Here is a 21,099-nt window from a genome sequence, read left to right on the forward strand (position 1 = left end):
TATACTATGACCGTTTTTTGCACTATAGGTTCAGGCCCAGGATTATCATCATCATTACTACAATTATACAATGTAACTGATGATAAAATTAAAAATGCGAAAAAAACCGTTTTTCGCCAAGAATTGTTAAAATTCGTTTTCATAAGCATTGGTTTAAGTTAATATAATTATCTGTTAAGTTGTAAACTACATCCAAATCTTCGTCGAAGATAAAAAAATATACTGTATTTAAAACATTTAAATTTAATTCTTTAGCGCTATCTCTAAATTATTATCACATTTATGTTTAACCCCCTTTATTTTATAGTCAAATTCAAAACTACACAAGAAAGAATGCAATTTTCTAAAATTTTAATTAAAATATTTTTTTATTTTATTTATAAAACCTTCATCTTCTGAGTATCCATAAGAATACCCATACTTATTACCATAGTAACCAAAATTAGCTGAATCCACATCATTTAAAACAAAACTTACATCATGCAATTTTCCACTTTTAATTGAATCTAAAGGGAACTGAATAAGTTGCTTTTCGGTATAAGAAGACCGAACAACATATAAAGTAAGATCTGCATACTGGCTAATAAGAAAGGTATCAGCCACAAGCATACATGGCGCAGTATCCAATATAATATAATCATAGGTTTCTTCTAACATACTAAGCATTTCGCCAAGACGACGATGCCTTAACAATTCCGAAGGATTGGGCGGAATACTACCTGAAGTTAAGAAATCTAAATTGTTATTATACTTTGTCTGCTCTATAAGTTCTTCTAATTTTAAATCTTCATTAATCAAATAATCACTAACCCCTAATTGTTTTCTAGACCCGACATCATAGCGTTGTAATTGTGGATTACGTAAATCTGCACCAACCACGATTACTTTTTTTCCCATATTCGCTAATGTTAGGGCCAGGTTTATGGAGGTAAATGTTTTCCCTTCACCTTTCACAGTTGAAGTCACCAACATCTTAATTCCTTTTTGCTTATCGGTCTTATTAATCAGTAAATATTGCATATTAGTTATTGCAATTCTAAAGGATTCTGCTAAAACCGAACGATCAGCTTCAGTAATTAAATGGCTATCCTTCTTATCAATTCTTGGGATTTCTCCTGCTATTGCAATCTGCTTAGCCCTTTTTTCTAAATCATCCCTACTCTTAACCTTATTATTTAGAAGGTTTTTACCATAAATAATAATAAATGGCACTAATAATCCAAAAATTAGTCCTCCCAAAAGTATCATTCTTGGCTTTGGTGCTATCTGACCAGAAGTATAAGCATTGTCTACAATTTTCGCTTTAGGGGCGGTCACAGCTAGAGACAGGGAATTCTCTTCTCTTTTCTGCAGTAAAAATAAATATAAAGCTTCCTTTATTTGTTGCTGCCTATCGATCCCTCTATATTGGCGCTCCATAGAAGGAACCTCTGATATCCTTGATTGAATTAATTTTGCTTCATTACCAAGCTCATTCATTGTAATATCCAAGTTCGATTTAAGTCTTTGTAAACTTTTTTTAACCACTGAACGCATTTGATCGATTTGTTGATCCAATCTTACGATTACAGGGTTTTTTGTGGTTGAAGCTTCAAGTATACGATTCCGTTCTAAAACCAATTGGTTGTATTCTGAAACTTGTTGATTTACTCCTTCTCCTTCCAAGCCTAAATTTGCTGGTAAGAGATCAGAATTACTTCCCTCTCTCAAATAATCCAACATTGCAGAAGCCAACTGTACTTGAGTTATTACTTCCTGACGTTTCTTTTTATACTCGCTTGCATTCTGAAGAAAAATCTCTGATTCCGCCCGAATATCTGTCAGCTCACGATTTTCCTTAAACACCTCTTTATCTATTTCTACAGAATCCAATTCAAAATTTATTATTTTCAAACGTTCATCTATAAACTCTGCGGTATTCGTAGCTACAAGATTTTTATCAATTATAGCTTCTTTATTATATTCTGAAATTAATTGATCTAAAACATCCTCGGATTTCCCAGGTATCTCATCCTGTAAACTGAGTTCAATCAACGTTGAATTATCATTTACCAATGATACTTCCAAACGAGCGTTATAATATGAAACTACTGAGGAAAGAGGAGATATATTAAAACTATATTCGGCTTCATCCTCCTCAACAATATCAAAATTTTCATTCTTCCGCACAACGATATCTGCAAAATCAATATTAAGAGGATCACCAAATTTAGATTTTATTTTTTCCCCGGTCTCCATATTACTAAGAACCACATAATCGTTCTCAAATGAAACTGTAAAACTATTCAATCCGTCTCCGGCAAATTGAGATAGCTTAGACGCGTTTAATTGCAATATACTTATTTTAAAAGGAACATTGTTATATATTTCCCGAGTTACAAACAAACTTTTCGCATAATATCGGATATTTAGATCTAATGACTTTATTGTCTTCGTCATCATTCGTTTAGACTCTAATAACCCAATTTCATTTTCAATGCTACTTGTTTGCAATCCATCTATAAACCCTAAATCAGCAAAAGAAGACATACCCGATCCTGGTGATTTAGTATCTTCATCTTTAATAATAATAGTTGCACTACTTCGATAAACAGGACTTGACAATTTTAAAAATACCGTTGCAATAATTAAAGCAGTAATCACAGAGGCTAAAATCCACGGCCAATATTTTAAATATTTTTGAATTTCCTCCCTTAGGTTAATTTCTTCTTCCTGAAAATTTTGATACTCGCTCATAAATGAATTATCGGGTTAACAAAATAGCTACTGAAACTAGAACAGAAGCAATCGAGATATAAACTGAGGCATTACGATTATAACTAGATGATTGTATCTGCGGTCCATTAGGCTCTACATATACAATATCATTCTGCTGAAGATAGTAAAAAGGAGAATTGACTATATTGGCATCTGTCAAATCTAGATAGGCATGTCTCTTTTCTCCATTTTCTGTTTCCCTCACTATTAAAATATTCTTTCTTTTCCCATAAACCGTTAGATCTCCGGCCAAACCTAAAGCTTTTGGCAAGCTGAGATATTCATCTTGAATAGGAAAAGTTCCAGGCTGTCTTACTTCACCTAATACAGTAACCTGAAAATTAGATATCTTTACATTAACAATAGGATCTTTAACGTAATCTGAAATTAAGTTTTCAAAATGTTGAGAGAGCTCTTTCCTATTCATTCCTGCAACCCTAATAGTTCCTAAAACCGGAAACTGAATTTCTCCCTCCGCATTAACGAGATAGTTTTGAAATGATGGAGTCCCTCCTACTTGTAAACCATTTTGAGATCCTAAACTTCTGCCAACAAAAGGTAGGTTAAAAGGCACCGCAGCCTCCGCTTCCTTAGCCGATACTGTAATAATAAGCTGATCATTTGGTTTTATCTCCAAATTATCGAAATTAGAAACATTCTCCATTCCCTCAAACTGTTCTAAGTTATGAAAATAAACCATCTCTTCCCTAGACACACAAGATGAAAGCAAAGCTAATAAGAAAAGGCTAAAAATAAATTTGGGTTTTGACATCACCATAGATTTAAGGCTAAAATAGTTTTTTAAAATTATCAAAAAAATTAAACATAAAAATTATAACAAATCAATAAGCTTTTTCCTCGCCGGATACAGCATTTAATACTGTTTTCATTATAATTTTAACATCGAGCAATAAAGACCACTTTTCTACATAAAAAATATCCAATCGAGTTCGATTTATAATATCTGATTTTACCACTACTTCTCCGCGATATCCTTTTATCTGAGCTAAGCCTGTGATACCGGGCTTCGCAAAATGTCTCACCAAATATTTATCTACCGAACTTTCATACTCTTTTGTATGAGCCTCCATATGCGGCCTTGGTCCAACAACACTCATATCTCCCAACAGCACATTAATAAATTGAGGCAATTCATCTATACTTGTTTTCCGAATAAACTTCCCAATCTTAGTAAGACGCACATCATTTTTGGTCATCATTTTAGTATCAGCATCTTTATTTACCGCCATAGAGCGAAACTTATAACAGAAAAAAGATTGCTTATTTACACCATGTCTTTTTTGTTTAAAGAAAACAGGTCCGCGCGACTCTAACTTTATTAAAAGCCCAATAATTGGTACTAACCATGATAATAAAAATATAACAACCAAAGAAGAGAATACAATATCGAAACTACGCTTTGTATAACGTGCTACATCAGTATCTAAAGGTAATTTTCTTAGATTAAGAATTGGAACATTTCCAAAAAGCTCAACATCCATTGCTCGGGTATAAATTTCTTTATTATCCGGAACCATTTTAATTTTGATCAGATTATTATCACAAAACGCAATAAGCTCATTCATCTGATCTGAAGATAAACGAGACACCATGCAATAAACCTCATCTACCTTATGATTTCGAATAAAATTAAAAGCATGATCTATTTTCCCTAAATAAGTAATACTTTTTGAAGGATGATCATCAAAATAGCCTCTATACCTATACCCTAATTCAGGCTGATCAAAAATCTGACGAATTTTTTTCAATTTCCTGTCTCTACCAATAACTACAACACTAACGAAATTCCCTCCTTCAACTCTATAAATATCTCTCAAATAATAAAAGATATAGCGATAGATAATAATAGTGGAAAAAATAACTAATAACACTTTAATCTGATATACGGATGATATCGAAAGATTTCTAAAACTAAAATTAGTAAAATAAGCCAGAGAGAATATAAGGAACAGGCTCAGTACCTTATCAAAATTAGTAAAAAAACGCTCATTTCTCTTTGTAGGATAGAAATCTATAGCAAAAGTAATGAGTAACCAACTAAGATTATAGTATACAATAGCCGCAACATTGCTATATGTTTCAAAGCTTAATGTAAACAACGTAAAGTTGATAATAATAAGGTGAACAATAATTGAAACAGGTATGACTAAAGAAGACCTTTTCATGTTTTTTATATAACTAAAGTGCTAAACTACTTAATAAATATGAGTTTAATGGTAATTTATTTAACACTATCTTTTTAATTTTTCCTTTAACATTAAATAAATAAATAAAGTATTGGTATAAGCATAACGTTTAAATAGACGGTTTGGTTCCTGAAATAGCCTATACAACCATTCTGTAGAAGTTTTCTGCATCCATACCGGGGCCCGATTTTGCAAGCCAACCATTACCGGAAGTGCACCACCAATACCAATCATACATGCGTTAATTTTCCTCTTCATATTGGCCATCCATTTTTCCTGTTTAGGACAACCTAAGGACACAAAAACAAAACCCGCTTCGCTTTCATTAATTAATTGCGCATACCCCTCTTCTTCCTCTTCGCTTAAAGCTCTAAAGGGCGGACTTATTAACCCAACAATGTCCAAATTGGGATAATTTACATCACAAAATTCTTTGGTTTTATCCAGCGTTAACTTTGTCCCGCCATAAAATACAACTTTTACTTTTTTATCTTCAGCTTCCTTTAGCAAATTTGGCAGCAAATCCATTCCTGCCACACGATCCTGATCTATTCCATAAAGGTATTTTAAACCTTTAGCCAATGGCATACCATCTGGTGTAACCATATCGGCATTATTAACTACAGCTGCAAAATCTTTATCATCATAAGCCTCTACCAACATATGCACATTAGCCACACAAGTATATGTAGATTTTTTGTTTATCGCATAGCGAATTAAGTCCTCTATAAATTCCTGGTAAGGTTTTATAGAGATATCGATACTAACAAGTCTTTTTTTCATTAAAAAATAGTTCCTTTAAAAAACCAACCTAGGCATTAATTTCTAATAAAGCCCTTTTATATAAGGCTACAACTTTTTTTGCTTTATTGTCCCAAGATAATTCTAGCTGACGTTCGATACAGTTATTTGACATTTCTTTTAACAGGCTTCTATTTTTAAACAAATAATTTAAACGAGAAGCGAATTCAACGACAGATTCTTCCGGAGAAGAGAGACTTATTTTAACGCCTATCTTATCATCAACTACAGCTCCAAATCCACAAGCATCGAAACAAAGAACCGGCAATTGGTTAGAGATTGCTTCTAAAACTACCGTAGAAGTATCTTCGTTGATGCTAGTAAAGAAAAAAAGTTGCATTTGTCTCATTTTGGTCAACACCACATCATTAGGCTGAATTCCATAAAAAACAACTTGTTTTTTAATTCCCAATGTCGCCACCATTTGCTTTGCCTTATACTCCTGTTCCTTAGAACCACCGCCAAAAACATGCAAAATGATATTTGGATTACTTGTTTGAGCTATACTTTTTAAAGCTAAAGGTAATTGTTTACGAAAATCGAATTTACCTACCCATAAAAGATCTAATTGTTTTGTAAAAAATTTTTCTGAAGAAACATTGATATTGGAAGAAAAACTTCCAGTTTCAGGAATAATTACAGAATCTTTATTCTTATATTTCTTTAATGCTTCATAAGAATCTGGTATTGAACTTATAAGTACATCTGCTCTTTCTAAAGTTTTATTAACCCTAGCATCACACCTAAGCTGATATATATTCAGAAAGTTCTTAAGTCGGTTAAAAATTTGATATTTAACCCCTGCTCCTTTCAAATATTTCACCGGAAATTGCTTTAAACCACCTATGGGACCCCAAACTAGAGGAATATGTTTTATTTTCCATAAATACCCGGGTTCCCGAAAACCAATCATATTGAGTTGATGGAGAATATCTATATTTTGCTTTTTTACAATGTCAACTGCTAATTCATAAGTTTTATATTGCCATTTTTTATAATGACCATAAAATCGCCAGTCTCCTTGATTCCAGCACATATTTCGAATGTTCTCTGAAACGGGATTATAATAAAAATGCATATTAGAGGCATGCGGTAAAGTTTTTTGAGCTTCTTCTATATACTCCCTAAACTCTCCTTCAGTAATTATATGAACTTCACAATATCTTGCAATGCTAGAACACCAATTCCAACCCATCCCTGGTTCACTTCCTGTATGAGGAGAACAAGCATAAGCACTAATAAGAATTTTAAGCATTAAATAGTTCTTTTAAAATTCTTCTACAATTTCATTTTCAACAGGTATTTTACCATCGGTAAGCTCTTCTATCTTTCTTATATAATTAACCATCTCATCAGTACCCTGCCCCCTATTCACTAAACAATTGATAGTTTTATCTGAAAATGGCTGTAAATCATAATTCAATTTAAACCTCTTTACTGCCAGATCATTAATCCATTTTCTATTCAGAGGAGATTCTTTATGAAAAATTTTCCATTTATATCGAAATAAATAAAAAAAGGCTGAAACCACCTTAAAATATCTATCCTTTTCCCCAAGTGCCTTATAAATCTGACCAGAAAATATACTTCCCAAACTAGGATATAAAAAATCTTGATATTTATGCCTCTTAGCATGATAATTTTCCATTCTGTATGCTATAGCTGTAGTATTTCCTTTTTGATACTTAAAATAACACTTAACAATAACCCCTTTAAGATCCCCTTTTCGTAAAGATGAAATTCGTTTTCCTAATTTTAAATCAACTTTATCAATTTTTTTCAGGTTACCTTCAAAATCAACCATTTCAATAAATTCCAGAACATTCTTTATCTCGTAACCGTATGCACCAGCATTCATAAAAACAGCTCCTCCAACAGTTCCGGGAATACCTTCGAGACCTTCAAACCCTTTTGATGAATGAAGTAATGCAAATCTAGATAATTCAGGAAGCATATCTCCAGATGCGGCTTCAATTAAAGCAGTATCTTTATTGAGAAACATTCCTTTCAGTCTTTCTGTACTTAATAAACAAGAATATACTTTATCATCTAAAAAAAGTAAGTTAGATGTAGCGCCAATAATCTTGAATTTCACTGACAAGCTATTTAAAATTTTTATAGCTTCACAAACCTCTTCATTTGTTCGAGGGAAAATTATGTAATCAGCAGTTCCACCTGTTCTTAAATAGGTGATTTTACTTAACTCCACATCTTCTTCATAATTTATATTCGCTTTCAGAAGAAAACCTTTTAATTCAGGAACATTTACAATAGCCATAAAAATAAATTAAAATTAATTATCCTTTATATAGAGTTTCTTTCAAATATTTTAATGAATTCTGCTTTTGCACACCAAGATTCTTATTTGCCAGAGTAAAATTTATATCGGTATTCAAATTTCCCAATGATACATCCTTACCTTCCCAGATAATACGATCGGATAAATTAAGCATTTCCAAAAAATCAGTAATCCTGGAATTATTTGCTTTATTTGGTCTCAAAACTGCAAAAAATGGAATATTAAAATTAACAGAAAAAGCAGTCCCATGAAAAGAAGTTGTTAAAACAAATTTAGCGTTTTGAAATAAGGCTATAAATTCAGACGGCCCTCCATCCTCAATATTGTATATGCCTTCTATTTTTTTATTTGCGTAAGCTCTTTTACAAATATTATATATTTCACAATTAAACTTTTGCTTTAACTCATAAGCTTTTTTCACTAATTCATCCGATTCATGTAGCTTATATATAAGAACATAATCTCCTTTTGGGAAACTATCGCTGTTATCCTCATTAATAACCCGACTCCAATCATCTTTAGAAAGCAATAAAGTAGGGTCTAAAACCTGCTGTGCTCGTTTCCCAGATAACTGCTCAACTAGAGCAACCCCTTGCTTTTCTCGCACGCCTATCACATCAAGATTATTAAAAAAATCGCGATATTTAGCATGTAAACTCTCAGGGATTTGTGAAACGCCAAAACTGGAAGCATAAGTCACCTTTAGTTTATCCTTAGGAGCGAAATCGAGAAAATATGGAGATAATGATGTTCCAGTTCCAGGATTCCAAACCTGGTCACTACCCACCATGTAAATATCATATTCTAATCTCGCTTTATAAAGTTCCTCATAACTTCTGTATTGATCTTTAGAATAACTAGTATTGCCATTTGCATGAAATCTATAAAAATTTTTTTTCCTGTTTTTAATAGCAGCAGAAAACACAGAACTTCCTTCGATTAAAGGCGAAACCACCCTGTACATTAAAAAGTTTTTAAGTTTACTTTTTGTATCCAGTTTCAACACTGGTTGGGACAAATTCGTTGGTTTATGATTTTTATGTTTATAATATAAATAATCTATAAGTTCTGCATCATACCCCAAATCTCTTAATTTTCTTTGAAGCGCATAGGCCTGTAACTCAGCACCATAATTATTAGTTCTAGATATTGTTACTATTCCTATCTTCTTCATTTCTCCTCAATATAAGTTCTTAATGTATTTACCATCCTTTTTTCAAACTTTTTCAAAGTAAACTTCTCTTTAAATGCCTTTCTACCATTCTTTCCCAATTCTAATCTCAAGTCTTCATTATTCATGAGATGCGAAATTTCACTAGCTAACATATTAGCGTTTTTTTCTTTTATCAAAATTCCTGTCTTTCCATTTTCAACCACATCGGGTATACCTCCTTCATAAGTACTAATACATGGAATCCCATACTCCATTGCTTCTAATAAAACTAATCCAAAAGTTTCATTTTCGTAAAAAGTAGGAAATATAAAAATGTCTGCTTTTTCAAAATACTCCCTTTTATCATTTCCATATTTTGCTCCGTGCGCCCTTACGAACCCTCCTAATCCGTAAACCTCTACTTTCTCATTAAAATCTTTTTCTTGAATCATAGACCATTTACCTACAAAATTACATTCAAAAATATAACCTTCATCTTTTAAGAGCTTGCAAGATTCTAACAGTAACCATACCCCTTTTTCTGCTATCATATTGGATAAAAAAAGCATGTTGAATTTATCCTTTTTCTCAATCCATTTTCTTTCTGAAACACTAGAAGGAATACCATTAGCGCATATAGAAACATTATCAAAATCTACATATTCTTCGAATTCAGGGTAAAGATAACTTGACAAAATAATAAGTTTAACGTCCTTAAAAAAAGATTTAAATAAAAAACTATCTAATAAATCGCTTTTCCGTCTAGATATTCCTTTATTATGAAAATGCAGGACAATTTTTTGATTAAGTATCTTTAACCACGTAACGATTAAAAAAGATTTATAAAATCCTTTCTTTCCAGATGCTGGAGTGAAATAGCATAAATCGGGCTTAGTTCTCTTTATTACTTTTGTAATATTGTATAACAATTTAGGAAATAGTAATATTTTCCTAAATGATATTTTTGCTAAATCTCCTACATCTTTAGCCATTGAAGGATTTATATAATGGCATTCAAAACTTGAATTAATCAACTCACTATCACGAATGTATTTTCCCATTATTGAAGCTCCGTGCACTGGTGGCGGCATTTGCATAACAAATAAAACTTTTGCCTTTTCTTTTATTTCGTTCATCACAATTAGCCAGTTATATATCTTATTCTTGAATATATTCGAATTAAGAAACTATGGTATTTATAGCATTCTTTTTCTATTTTTCTATTCACTTGTATATCATCGTCGAAAATAAAATTTCGATTTTGACCAGAATTCATTCGGGTCTTGAATCGTGAAAACTTAAACTTCGTATTAGTTCCTCCAACTCCGAAACCATTATTCTTAACGAAAGATTCAAAAGGCATAAGCGAGTATTTATTTTGCTTAAATTGAGAATAACCAAAACGAATAGCCCAGGAAGATCCATTACCTTCAGTTACACTTTTTAACATTTTAAACATATCACTACCATTATAATTAAATGCTTTTATAGCTTCTTTGTTCGAGCTGAATTCCTTCCAATCTTTTACTTGCCAATCAACTGAATTCCATTCTTCTTTCCAAGTACCCCAACCCCAAGAAGATGATCTACCATATAAGTAAAAATCAGAATTATAATTTTTAGGTCTTTTAATTTTTAATCCATATCCACAAATTGAAATAATTTTAGAATTCTTATGGTAAAAATCAAGAGCCTGATTCATATAGTCTAGAAAATTAGGAGTAGTAATTAAATCATCTTCTAAAACTATTGCGGAGCCAAACTCATTAACAACTTTAGTAACTCCAGCTATAATAGAGTCTCCTAAACCTTTATTGATTGAAGACTTGTATACTTTTACGGAATTAAACCCTTCAATTGATTGAATATAATCCCTTACCTCCTGTATTTTAACTAAAGATCCTTCGTTTTGAGGACCATCAGAAAATATGATTAAATCACTCTCTTTAGCTAAAAAATTATTTTGAAGAGCTTCCACCGTTTTTCTTGTTTCAGACAAGCGGTTATAGGTGAAAAGACAAATTGGAGCTAAATCCTTATTCATATTAATAATTTTTTAAATAATACTGTGTATGTCTTTCTCCATCATTTGAAATAACTTTAGCAGGCACACCTGTTACTACTGAGGAATCAGAAATATCATGTACAACTACTGAACCTGCACCTATTATTACATTATCGCCTATAGTTTTAGGACCTATAATTTGCGAACCAGAAGAGATTACCACATTATTTCCTATAATGGGAGCACCTCCTCCTTCCCCCTCTTACTTCCAATAGTAACACCCTGAAATATAGTCACATTACTTCCTATTTTACTATTAGCATTTATAACAATACATGAAAAATGGGAAAACGATAATCCGGGCCCAACACTAGTTCCTAAAGGCAATTGTATACCTGTTAAGTATTGATTATGCTTATAAATTAAGTATACCATAGGATACAAAATTTTAGTAAAGACATTCTTGTTCTCCTTTAAATAAGAACCAATCCTAAACCAAAATGTTATTTTAAATGAATAGCTAAACATAATAAACTTCAACAGAGATATCCAACCCGTCTTATGAGTAATGCGAGCCAAATTAAGCTTTATACACCTCTTACATTCTATAAAATTCAAAATACGATCATTTAGATAAATATTTTCTTTTAATTCTCTTTAATACTTGAGCATACAACACTTTTGCTACCTTCATAAGGTTATCCATTTTAATTGAAAAAAGTATAGGGTGAAAAGTTTTAGATGCCAAACTACTTAAAACCTCTCGGTCTAAATTAATAACAGTTTTAAGACTACTTTTAACAAAAGGAATTCCATGATGAGAAGTATTAAAACTAACAAAATTTATATTCATCATTTTTACATGATCATATTGAGCAACATCCCAATCACTTTTATTAGAATAAAAATAATAAACTTTTTCGGGTGATCTTATATACTTGGCAATAGAATAATAACGATTAACTTTTTCATTGTCATTTTCTCTAAACAAAATAGGATCAACTAGCTCATTGGAATTATTTAACAAATCATTTAATTGAAATTGCCCATTAAAAGTTAACATATAATTAGCTTTTAATAACTGACCAAATAACACGGAAGCATACCCCCCCGCGGAACTACCAACCGTTATAATTTCGTAGCCATCTGTTTCATCTTGGAGCATAGTAAAAACCTTTTCAATTGAATCCAATTTTTCATTAATACCTGTTAAGTACCACTGCTTCTTGATATCTCTTAAAAAAATATGCTTTTCGGCCTTATCAATTCGCGTTCCATACCACTCAAAACGGTTTTTACCAACAAGTTGATTTTCAAAAGCCTGCGGAGTGTTAGGAAAGTAAATATCATGACTACTAAAATATATAGCACACAAAGGTTTATCCCTCGCAGGTTTTTTACATACACTAACATTATTCTTCTTTGAATACTGAATAAGATAATTTGGATTATTCTTATAATATCGATTAACTTCACATGAATCTGTCTGAAATACAGTTTTTAGATCTTCCATAACCTCGGAAATGTTGCTCTTAAATGAATTGTAAAAAAATGTTTTGTTGCCACGAATAAACCAAAATGTCTTAACTCATAGATAAAATAATAATATGGATGACTATTACCTAATGGAGAATATAGAGCCCGATATCTTTTAAATAAGGGAGTTTCAGCCAAACACCATTTTGGTAAAGTTTCATGATTTTCACATGCTCCAATGATTTTCGTTGCAACAAAGGTTTTTATTCCTTTTTTAGCAGCTCTTAAGCTATAATCTAAATCCCCTAAACTATGTCTAAAAAATGGATCAATAAGCCCTACTTTTTCATAAACAAACTTAGGGATTAACACAAAATTCCCATTCATATAATTACATTCCTGCAACTCACTTTCTGGAGTAATTAGTTCGCCACCCATCACTTTTCCTCCATAGCTGAGCTTCTCTCCATTTAGAGATTGTGTTGTTCCGCAAATAATACTCTTATGGCTTTTTATATCCGAGTCCATAATTATGGTATTAATAGCCCCATCGAAGAGAAAAGTATCATCATTCAACCATAAGTAAAAATCATACTGTTTTTTACTTAAAGCTGCCTTCCATGCTCTATACATGCCCCTATTCCAAAATAAATCACCAGATTCCTTAATGATATGTACTCTTGGAAAATCCTTGGAAACAGCCTCAGGGGTACCGTCCGTACAGCCATCATCGACCATAAAGACTTCCATGCTATAATCATCAGGAATCTTCTGTTCATATAGCCTTTGTAAGCATTCCAAAGTTTTTTCTTTTCTATTAAATACGGTAAGTAAAGCTGCTATGGTCCTCATTCAAATACTTTTAATAAATTTCGCAGGATTTCCGCCCCATATTTCATTATCGGGCACATTCTTAGACACTAAAGAACCAGCTCCGATAATTGAATTTTCACCAATGGTCACCCCTTTAAGTACAATTGATCCAGCTCCCACAAATGCATTGTCTTTAATAAAAATTGGCGCCTTCATCTTATTTAAGGAATCTTTTTTACTAGCTCGTATTTTAGCATCAAGTGAATGAAAATCTGTATCATAAACCTTAACCCCGCCTCCGAGCTTTACATTATTGCCAATGGTAATACCAGCGTGGCAAATAAGTGCAGTTTGTGATATCCCCACGTTATTACCAATAATTAATTTAGCTCCATTATTAACAAAAAAAGTACACTTATCATAATATCCAATTGGATTTCCACTTATACCATTATTCATAGCAAATTTTTCACCAATAATTAACTTTCCTCCTTTAGCAACCATTACATATGGAACACCTGTTGATTTAATATTTTTAAATATTACATTATTACCCTTAAATACTAAAAAAACAAAACAAGTATCTAAAAATCTTCTAATATAAGACAAGGTCTTCAAAAATGATTTATAGGCGAAAAAAAATATTAAATTCATAAGCTTTAAACATTCTTATATATTTCTAGCAACCTCTTTGCATTAAAAACTGGATTATGTCTTAATCTAGCTTCTTTTCTAGCTTCTTTGGAAATTATATCACACAACTCTTCCTCTGAAAACAATTTACATATTTGCTCAGCAAGCATACCATATTCTTCATACCTATATAATAAACCTGTTTTATTATGTTTAATCATATCCATTGTCCCACCTACATAGGAAGCTATACAGGGTGTTCCTAATAATTGTGCTTCACCTACAGAATTTGGACTATTTTCTATAGCAGAAGAACAAACAAAGACATTTGCCTTTAAAAATTGACTTATCATTTGTTCTTCTTTTAGCACTCCTAAAAAAACAAAATTCTCCCTGACGTTATACTCTCTCAAAAGCTTATTAATATATGAGCTATAACCGTTTCTTCTATACTTAGCTACTGAAACAAAATCATTTCCAGCAACATAAACTCTTGTCTTAGGAAAATGCTTTACTACTATTGACAATGCTTTGATAACTTGATGCAAACCTTTAATAGGATAATGGGCTTGACTTAAAAATATACTATTCACCTCACAAGATGCAAATGACCACTTATGATTATAAAATCCTTTTCTTAATGTTTCATTACAAAAAAAATAATTTGCTGATGGATTATTTAACCATACGTGATTTTTATCCCAAGAGGTACGACCTATAAAGTTCTTAATATTTTTTAATAATTCTATTTCCAACAAACCTCTATTCTCCATATCCTTTTTTTGTTTTCTCAAAGTATCTCTCCTAACTAAATCTCTTATAGTAGGTGTTATAAATTTTATTCCACCAAAATAATATCTTGAATATACACTAACTAATCCTTGTATTGACAATACTGTGTTTTCAACTCCACATGATTTAATATATTCCAATGAGTGAGCATACTCGCTCCCATGAATGTGTGTAACATCAGGACTATACATTTCTTGAATCTGATAAAAATAATTAGTGTTGCCACCCTTAATTTTAGGTACCAAAAAATAAGTAATTCTTTCTTTGTTGATAACCTTTAAATCTTTTCCTTTATACATTGAAATCACTCCCATTTCTAAATCAGAAGATTCATTTAATAAAGCTAGAGCTCCAGAATACATCCAACCTCCTACCACAGGAGGTTCTATACCCATTTCATTACATACTTCAGGGAACAAAACATTAGAAACCCATAGAATTTTCATAACTTTATTATTTATTAGTTTTTTCTTGTAAAAAATAAAAATTGTATTTTTTTTCTGTAATTCCTTTTACCCATATCTTAACTTCGTTATTAGTCATTCTTCTGAAACTTGGTGAAAAGCAAATAGCTACAGCCATCCAAATAGTTAGATTTATTAAGTCAAACATATTAATTTCTGCAATCCAAGAATTGAACCAACGATAACACACATATATACCAATAATTTTTACAATATCGTTGTTAGATTTATTAATGGCCAAAAAACTCGCTTTCCAAAAAATGATAAAATATAAAATTACCCCAATTAAACCAGTCCAGGTAAATATATTAGCAACCCCTATTTCATTTCTATTTCTTTCATTCCTACCTTCTTCTAAACTTTCATCTACAAAATATGCTGTATCATTCCCCCTTGCAGGAGATCTTCCGTACAACCAGTACTCATTCCTATAGGCAGATATTAACACTTCTTTATATAAAAGTGTCCGCGTATCTGCTAATAAATTTTCTTCTACTAATTCCCCATTACTCTTTCTTGTTTGTTGTTTTAACTCAGTTGCTGTATTTTCTTCTATTTTAAAAATATTAAAAACACCTGTAACAGCTAAACTAAAAAGTATAAAGGGTGAAATCAATAACAAAAGTCTAGCGCTATTAAACACCCATTTTTTATGCAATAATTTTAAATAAGAAAAGAACACTAATAGAATTGAAAAAATAAAACTTACAATTGTTGTTCTAGCACCTAATGTAGACATAAAAACCACAATTACCATTATCAACATATATAGCTTGTATTTTGTAGAAAATGATTTGAAGAACAACAGGAACAAAGTTACGGGAGCCAAATAATAACCGTATACATTGTTAGGAGCAATCAATGCAAAAACAAAAAAGAATGGGAAGCCATAAACAACATAATTTCTAATTACTTTTTGTAAAATCATAATATTGGATAATACAAAAACAACTATTGGCAAAAATAAAGCAAAAGAATTATAAATAAGGTTTTTATAATCCCAATAAATTTGTGATTGTAAAATACCATATAGACAAGTTCCTAAAAGCCAAAACAAATATATTTTTACAGGTAAAGCCTTTAAATCTTCATTTTTGTATTTTACCCCTTTAACAAATACGTAATAAATAAAAAATCCTAAAATCCATACCAAAGTTGTATTTAAAATTTTAGACGAGAAAGCATCAACTGAAATCCAAAGAAGTAATAGTATATTTGAGGAGATTAAAAATCTGGTCTTTTTTTTACCCATTAGGCATCAAGATTTTTTTTAGTTTATACTTAATAGGACATGTAAAATTAGCTCCATATTTGAAACTTTTATAGAATGTTTTGAAGAATGCCTTAAGACCGTAAACCTTATATACCTCTATTAGAACTTGATAAATCCCAGCCCCATCTAAATAGCGATACAACTTTTTTTGTCTATATAGATTTCTTCTCCATATATCAATCTCCATTCTGTCTAAAAATGAGTCTAAACTTTGTTTTTTTTTATGAGACAATCCGTGGTTATTATAATAGTGATAATAAATTTTAGTTTTATCAATTTCTATTTTGTCTGTATTATTATTTGCACTTATGACAAAAAAAGCATCATTACCTACTCTTCTACTTTCAAATTTTACCCCAATCCTATTTATAAAATCTTTATTATATAGTTTTGCCCAAGGGGTCCATATTTTAAACTTCACATCCTGTAAACTTTCTTCTTTTGTTTCATCATAATTATTAATTATGTTTTGATACGTACTCCCTTGATAATTAATTCCTTTTGGTATATCAATATTAAAAATAATAATATGATAATCACTATTTTCATACTTTTTCACTGTAAGATAAAAGAATTCAGTAAAGTAATCATCTGCATCACAAAATAAGATCCACTTTCCTTTAGCTTTTTCTAATCCAATATTTCTAGCATTTCCAGCACCTTTACTATCTATACCTTTTAAAAAAACAACTTTTGTATTTTTTCTATTCAATCCAGGAAAATTATTAAAATCCACGATTTCTTCATCACTATCATCATCTACAATAACTACCTCAACATCTTGCTTTAAAGGAATAGAGTCTAAACACCTTTGCAGCAAAACTGGCTCATTTTTATGAGGAATTATGATTGTATATAGGATTGCTTCTTTCTCTCTCATATAAACATTGATTTTAACTTATACTTAAGCTTGTTTTTCAGCTTTATTAATTCAGTTAAATTTTCCTCAATTAATGCTTTGTCTTTTATACTCTCTTCTCCATTCCAAATTCTCAAGTTTGTCCATTTTTGGGATTTATCTGTCCAAAATTGATGTGTTGGAGATAGTCCTAAAGGTAAGAAAAAAGAACAGGTATGATAAGTACTACCTATGTTTATATATTCTTCAGCAATTGATAATTGCTCACCAATAAACCCCACTTTTAGCCACTTGTCTTTTGTAAAATTTCTTTGTTCATCTGAAAACTGCTTATTAAGAACTGCGGTCATAGCTGCACGAATTTGACCGTAAGAAATATTTTCTGAAATATCACCACGCAGTACACTATGAGCCATTGAATGAAACGCTCCTAACCTACAAGTAATAGTTCTCCCTAAAACAGGAAAAGTTCCTTCAGGAGAGATTAGTCTCTCTAGAATCTCTAAATACCTTCTTTGTCTTGTTGCTTGTATATCCAGGTATTTTTTTATTGTTAATTTCTTTTCATTTGTAACGACTAGAATATCTGTTAACATTGGATGAATAACAAAACTGTTATAATAGTTTAAGGAAAAAACTTTACCGTCTCCATAAATAGCATCTCCAACATAAAATTTTTTCATAAATTTTATTACTCCTCTTGTTAACCTTTTATGGTCGCATTTGCTTTTAAGTTTAAGCAAAGTAACCTCCACCATTGAGGCAAATAACAGCCAATTATTTTCAGCTACAATATATTTTCTAGTTTTCCTTAGTTCTGTAACCACATTCTCTTTAACCTCTTCATTAAGCTCTTCACAAATTGTTTGGTAACGTAGAATCCCCTGACACAAGTAAGCTGCATCAACTAAACATTGAGGACCGCAACCAAAATCAACATAATCTTTAGTAGAAGGGTTTGTAATGTTATCTAAAGACTTTAAGGCTAAATCTTTATATTTTAGTTGTAATAAATATTCTTCAGATTCTTTATTTATTGCAAGATTTAGCCAAGGAGCAATTCCATTGAATACTCTACCAAATGCTTCTAATCTTGCAAATTTCTCTCTTTTTCCATCGGTATCGAGCTCTCTAACATAAGGCATATTCATAGTTAGCTTGTCATTGGCTAAATTCACCAATACAGGATCTGCTATTCGCAATAAAACTCCTAACCATAATTTTCTTTCATCAGAGGTCTTCACTTTTTTATATTTTATTTTTAAACGTATTATTTCTTATTTCGCTAACAATTGTTGTATTATCAGGATAGTCTACACCAACAACTGTAGTTCTGTATCCTACAACACATTTTACACCTATAACAGTTCCTTTTAAAACAGAAGCCTCGCGTCCCAACCAACAATCATCACCAATATAAACTGGTTTTGTTTTTGGTTTTTCATATTCATATCCGAAATTAGGAAATTTGGATCGAGTTAGTTCCCGTCTTTTATCATAGGAATATATGTTATGTGTATTTGTATCCCATATCATACAATTAAAAGAAATTTGATTGTATTTTCCTATTACAACCTTTTCATCTGCTCTAATCTCTGATCCTTCATTAATATTTGTATAAGCACCTATTTTCAGATATCCCCCAAACCTTACTAATATTCTATAACATCTGATCATCACATGATCTTCAATCTCTACTTTTCCACTTGAAACATTTAGATGAAAAACACCCAAAGAATTACCGTTTGTTATAAATGTATCTTTACCCACATATACTTCGCCAGAAATAAATCCATTCACCATATTTATCTTGACATCACTATTAATAAAAAGTTTACCACTATTGTAGATATGTATTTTTGAATTTAGTATACTACTATTTTTTTTAATTCTAATTTCAGAATTATCTTGTAAATAAATTTTCACATTTTTTAGAGTAACATTTTTTTCTATTTCTAATTTAGAACCTTTTTCTACCCTAACGTAACTTCCGCTTAGAAGATATTTATATTTGATTTCAAAAAGAATTTTTACTTTACTTATTATTTTAGAGATAACATCCATTCCTAAGCTTTTTTATTGCTTAATTTTTATTTTTTGAGAATTACAACCTAGTACTTTTTATTTTGTAGCATCTTTCAAATTAGTCCAAAATTATTGATACATTTTTATAAAGCTTCATTTTTTTTTAGGAAAGCTGAACCGCTAAATTAAGTTCTAATTTTCATTTACTATTCATATTTCTTTCTTGTTTTAAATATTATTTTTTTATTCTATGATATTAAAATCAAAATACTTACTGAGTTGCCGATACATACCTACCACTGATAAAGGGGGGGGCTAAAATACATGTTTTCATATTTCGAAATTCTCCATAGTCTTTTTATAAAATCATTATCTATAGCTCCTTACCATGCATACTTAATTTAATATCCTTTGGGGGTACTTTGTGAGCAAAGTATTTACTTACTGATCTAATCGGCATTAATAATCTACATCTTATCATGAAGACGAGTAGCTACTTCAAAATATTCTTTGAACCAATTAAGCATCCATAGAACTTGACAGCAACTAGTTTAATAAATAGGACCACGAAAGTCAATGAATGCCCTCAGATATATAAAAAATTTCCGCATAAGAATGTATGTAATGTCCATTATCCAAAACCGATTGGATCTATCTAAAGTAAGATTTCTCAATAAATAAAGATAAACTTACATCAATATAAGACCATGCATTATACTTGCTAGACATAACATCGCCGGGAGTGCAATATAGTCTCCCAATTCTCTTTTTATCGACTTATCATTACTATTAAGGTAAACAAAGTAGTACAAGCCTAATACCCTTAAACAGATGACAGGTATAATATTTATGATCAATCGCATAAGTTCTAGATTGAGTTTACTTTTTCCTTAATGACTGCAATAAAAAGCCAAAGCGATGAATCTGCAATAGCTTAAATGGCTATTGAGACTAAGTTTTGTAAACCTTTTTTGATTATAATTCATCTAGCCTCCACTTAGGTTTTATTTCAAGGCCCTTTTGAAAAATCGCTATCAACTTTAAACTTTCTAATTACATTGACAAACTAACCTTCTTTTCCTCTTCCCGTGATTTTTTTATTTTTCGCCATTTGAAAATAAATTATCTGCGTCCTTTTAGAAATCTCGTGTCCAGATATTAATCTTTATGGAGTGATCTAATTTTTCTAGAGTTAATTCCTTGATGGTTTATCACTCCTTCATGGCTCCAAGTATTACTTTCGCTTTAAACTTTAAGGTGAATTTTCTGTGTGTTATAAAACAAGAAAATAAGGTTATTTTGAACTTAACTTATCGTTGTGATTCTCTAAAATAAATGATCACTAAATAATTCTAGATTTTATCGTACCGATACACTTTAAGTTTAAACTCATTTTTTACCATAACATTTATATTGGGGCTATACCTATACCCAATCAATTTGACCATTTATAGCCCATTTTCTAAAAAAGATTAATTTTCTAAAACGACCTATATTTATCATATATGATTACAATAGTTTTTTATTCTCCTATATACACCC

Annotated in this window: 18 protein-coding genes; all 18 read right to left on the bottom strand. The window is 30.9% G+C overall.

All coding sequences use genetic code 11. From position 1 onward, the window contains the following. Positions 1-351 precede the first annotated feature (351 nt). On the bottom strand, positions 352-2,736 hold the full coding sequence (locus IIF7_RS19195; RefSeq protein ID WP_084843308.1) for a GumC family protein: 2,385 nt from the start codon (positions 2,734-2,736) through the stop codon (positions 352-354). 7 nt (positions 2,737-2,743) lie between these two features. Further along, complete coding sequence (locus tag IIF7_RS19200) at positions 2,744-3,529, bottom strand: polysaccharide biosynthesis/export family protein (RefSeq protein ID WP_084843309.1); 786 nt, start codon at positions 3,527-3,529, stop codon at positions 2,744-2,746. Positions 3,530-3,599: 70 nt separating this feature from the next. Continuing rightward, positions 3,600-4,943 (bottom strand): undecaprenyl-phosphate glucose phosphotransferase, encoded by a 1,344-nt coding sequence (locus IIF7_RS19205; RefSeq protein WP_084843310.1) that lies wholly within the window; start codon positions 4,941-4,943, stop codon positions 3,600-3,602. 66 nt (positions 4,944-5,009) lie between these two features. Then, positions 5,010-5,747: a WecB/TagA/CpsF family glycosyltransferase gene (locus IIF7_RS19210; protein ID WP_084843311.1), complete on the bottom strand. Its 738-nt coding sequence runs from the start codon at positions 5,745-5,747 to the stop codon at positions 5,010-5,012. Between the two features lie 28 nt (positions 5,748-5,775). Then, the gene (locus IIF7_RS19215; RefSeq protein ID WP_084843312.1) at positions 5,776-7,020 is read right to left on the bottom strand and encodes a glycosyltransferase family 4 protein; all 1,245 of its coding nucleotides are present in this window, start codon (positions 7,018-7,020) and stop codon (positions 5,776-5,778) included. A 12-nt stretch (positions 7,021-7,032) separates the two neighbouring features. Beyond that, on the bottom strand, positions 7,033-8,043 hold the full coding sequence (locus IIF7_RS19220; RefSeq protein ID WP_084843313.1) for a UDP-N-acetylmuramate dehydrogenase: 1,011 nt from the start codon (positions 8,041-8,043) through the stop codon (positions 7,033-7,035). 19 nt (positions 8,044-8,062) lie between these two features. Then, positions 8,063-9,238, bottom strand: a complete 1,176-nt coding sequence (locus IIF7_RS19225; protein WP_084843314.1) for a polysaccharide pyruvyl transferase family protein — start codon at positions 9,236-9,238, stop codon at positions 8,063-8,065. Beyond that, positions 9,235-10,353 carry a glycosyltransferase family 4 protein gene (locus IIF7_RS19230; RefSeq protein WP_217806695.1) on the bottom strand — a complete coding sequence of 373 codons (1,119 nt, stop codon included), beginning with the start codon at positions 10,351-10,353 and terminating at the stop codon, positions 9,235-9,237. The genes IIF7_RS19225 and IIF7_RS19230 overlap by 4 nt, the downstream gene beginning before the upstream one ends. A gap of 5 nt (positions 10,354-10,358) precedes the next feature. Beyond that, complete coding sequence (locus IIF7_RS19235) at positions 10,359-11,261, bottom strand: glycosyltransferase (RefSeq protein WP_084843315.1); 903 nt, start codon at positions 11,259-11,261, stop codon at positions 10,359-10,361. A 1-nt stretch (position 11,262) separates the two neighbouring features. Next, a complete protein-coding gene (locus IIF7_RS20740) occupies positions 11,263-11,460 on the bottom strand; it encodes a hypothetical protein (protein ID WP_139801379.1) in 198 nt (65 codons plus the stop codon). A 387-nt stretch (positions 11,461-11,847) separates the two neighbouring features. Beyond that, positions 11,848-12,735 (bottom strand): hypothetical protein, encoded by an 888-nt coding sequence (locus IIF7_RS19245; protein ID WP_084843316.1) that lies wholly within the window; start codon positions 12,733-12,735, stop codon positions 11,848-11,850. Next, positions 12,723-13,550 (bottom strand): glycosyltransferase family 2 protein, encoded by an 828-nt coding sequence (locus IIF7_RS19250; RefSeq protein WP_084843317.1) that lies wholly within the window; start codon positions 13,548-13,550, stop codon positions 12,723-12,725. The genes IIF7_RS19245 and IIF7_RS19250 overlap by 13 nt, the downstream gene beginning before the upstream one ends. Further along, positions 13,551-14,165, bottom strand: coding sequence for an acyltransferase (locus IIF7_RS19255; RefSeq protein ID WP_084843318.1), 615 nt, complete (start codon positions 14,163-14,165; stop codon positions 13,551-13,553). Between the two features lie 5 nt (positions 14,166-14,170). After that, positions 14,171-15,382, bottom strand: coding sequence for a glycosyltransferase family 4 protein (locus IIF7_RS19260; RefSeq protein ID WP_084843319.1), 1,212 nt, complete (start codon positions 15,380-15,382; stop codon positions 14,171-14,173). Between the two features lie 7 nt (positions 15,383-15,389). Next, positions 15,390-16,652 carry a hypothetical protein gene (locus IIF7_RS19265; protein ID WP_084843320.1) on the bottom strand — a complete coding sequence of 421 codons (1,263 nt, stop codon included), beginning with the start codon at positions 16,650-16,652 and terminating at the stop codon, positions 15,390-15,392. After that, on the bottom strand, positions 16,645-17,553 hold the full coding sequence (locus tag IIF7_RS19270; protein ID WP_084843321.1) for a glycosyltransferase family 2 protein: 909 nt from the start codon (positions 17,551-17,553) through the stop codon (positions 16,645-16,647). The genes IIF7_RS19265 and IIF7_RS19270 overlap by 8 nt, the downstream gene beginning before the upstream one ends. Beyond that, complete coding sequence (locus IIF7_RS19275) at positions 17,550-18,776, bottom strand: DUF2264 domain-containing protein (protein ID WP_176219012.1); 1,227 nt, start codon at positions 18,774-18,776, stop codon at positions 17,550-17,552. The genes IIF7_RS19270 and IIF7_RS19275 overlap by 4 nt, the downstream gene beginning before the upstream one ends. 4 nt (positions 18,777-18,780) lie before the next feature. Beyond that, the gene (locus tag IIF7_RS19280) at positions 18,781-19,596 is read right to left on the bottom strand and encodes an acyltransferase (protein WP_084843323.1); all 816 of its coding nucleotides are present in this window, start codon (positions 19,594-19,596) and stop codon (positions 18,781-18,783) included. Positions 19,597-21,099 lie beyond the last annotated feature (1,503 nt).

It is taken from the genome of Zunongwangia atlantica 22II14-10F7, assembly GCF_002094855.1.
Taxonomy (GTDB): Bacteria; Bacteroidota; Bacteroidia; order Flavobacteriales; family Flavobacteriaceae; genus Zunongwangia; species Zunongwangia atlantica.

What these genes read in the sequence shown, in the direction of transcription:
- IIF7_RS19255 (WP_084843318.1), bottom strand. Translation starts at nt 14,165, where the DNA reads ATGAATTTAATATTTTTTTTCGCCTATAAATCATTTTTGAAGACCTTG.
- IIF7_RS19225 (WP_084843314.1), bottom strand. Translation starts at nt 9,238, where the DNA reads ATGAAGAAGATAGGAATAGTAACAATATCTAGAACTAATAATTATGGT.
- IIF7_RS19220 (WP_084843313.1), bottom strand. Translation starts at nt 8,043, where the DNA reads ATGGCTATTGTAAATGTTCCTGAATTAAAAGGTTTTCTTCTGAAAGCG.
- IIF7_RS19270 (WP_084843321.1), bottom strand. Translation starts at nt 17,553, where the DNA reads ATGAGAGAGAAAGAAGCAATCCTATATACAATCATAATTCCTCATAAA.
- IIF7_RS19280 (WP_084843323.1), bottom strand. Translation starts at nt 19,596, where the DNA reads ATGGATGTTATCTCTAAAATAATAAGTAAAGTAAAAATTCTTTTTGAA.
- IIF7_RS19215 (WP_084843312.1), bottom strand. Translation starts at nt 7,020, where the DNA reads ATGCTTAAAATTCTTATTAGTGCTTATGCTTGTTCTCCTCATACAGGA.
- IIF7_RS19250 (WP_084843317.1), bottom strand. Translation starts at nt 13,550, where the DNA reads ATGAGGACCATAGCAGCTTTACTTACCGTATTTAATAGAAAAGAAAAA.
- IIF7_RS19205 (WP_084843310.1), bottom strand. Translation starts at nt 4,943, where the DNA reads ATGAAAAGGTCTTCTTTAGTCATACCTGTTTCAATTATTGTTCACCTT.
- IIF7_RS19195 (WP_084843308.1), bottom strand. Translation starts at nt 2,736, where the DNA reads ATGAGCGAGTATCAAAATTTTCAGGAAGAAGAAATTAACCTAAGGGAG.
- IIF7_RS19210 (WP_084843311.1), bottom strand. Translation starts at nt 5,747, where the DNA reads ATGAAAAAAAGACTTGTTAGTATCGATATCTCTATAAAACCTTACCAG.
- IIF7_RS19235 (WP_084843315.1), bottom strand. Translation starts at nt 11,261, where the DNA reads ATGAATAAGGATTTAGCTCCAATTTGTCTTTTCACCTATAACCGCTTG.
- IIF7_RS19265 (WP_084843320.1), bottom strand. Translation starts at nt 16,652, where the DNA reads ATGGGTAAAAAAAAGACCAGATTTTTAATCTCCTCAAATATACTATTA.
- IIF7_RS19200 (WP_084843309.1), bottom strand. Translation starts at nt 3,529, where the DNA reads ATGTCAAAACCCAAATTTATTTTTAGCCTTTTCTTATTAGCTTTGCTT.
- IIF7_RS19245 (WP_084843316.1), bottom strand. Translation starts at nt 12,735, where the DNA reads ATGGAAGATCTAAAAACTGTATTTCAGACAGATTCATGTGAAGTTAAT.
- IIF7_RS19230 (WP_217806695.1), bottom strand. Translation starts at nt 10,353, where the DNA reads ATGAACGAAATAAAAGAAAAGGCAAAAGTTTTATTTGTTATGCAAATG.
- IIF7_RS19260 (WP_084843319.1), bottom strand. Translation starts at nt 15,382, where the DNA reads ATGAAAATTCTATGGGTTTCTAATGTTTTGTTCCCTGAAGTATGTAAT.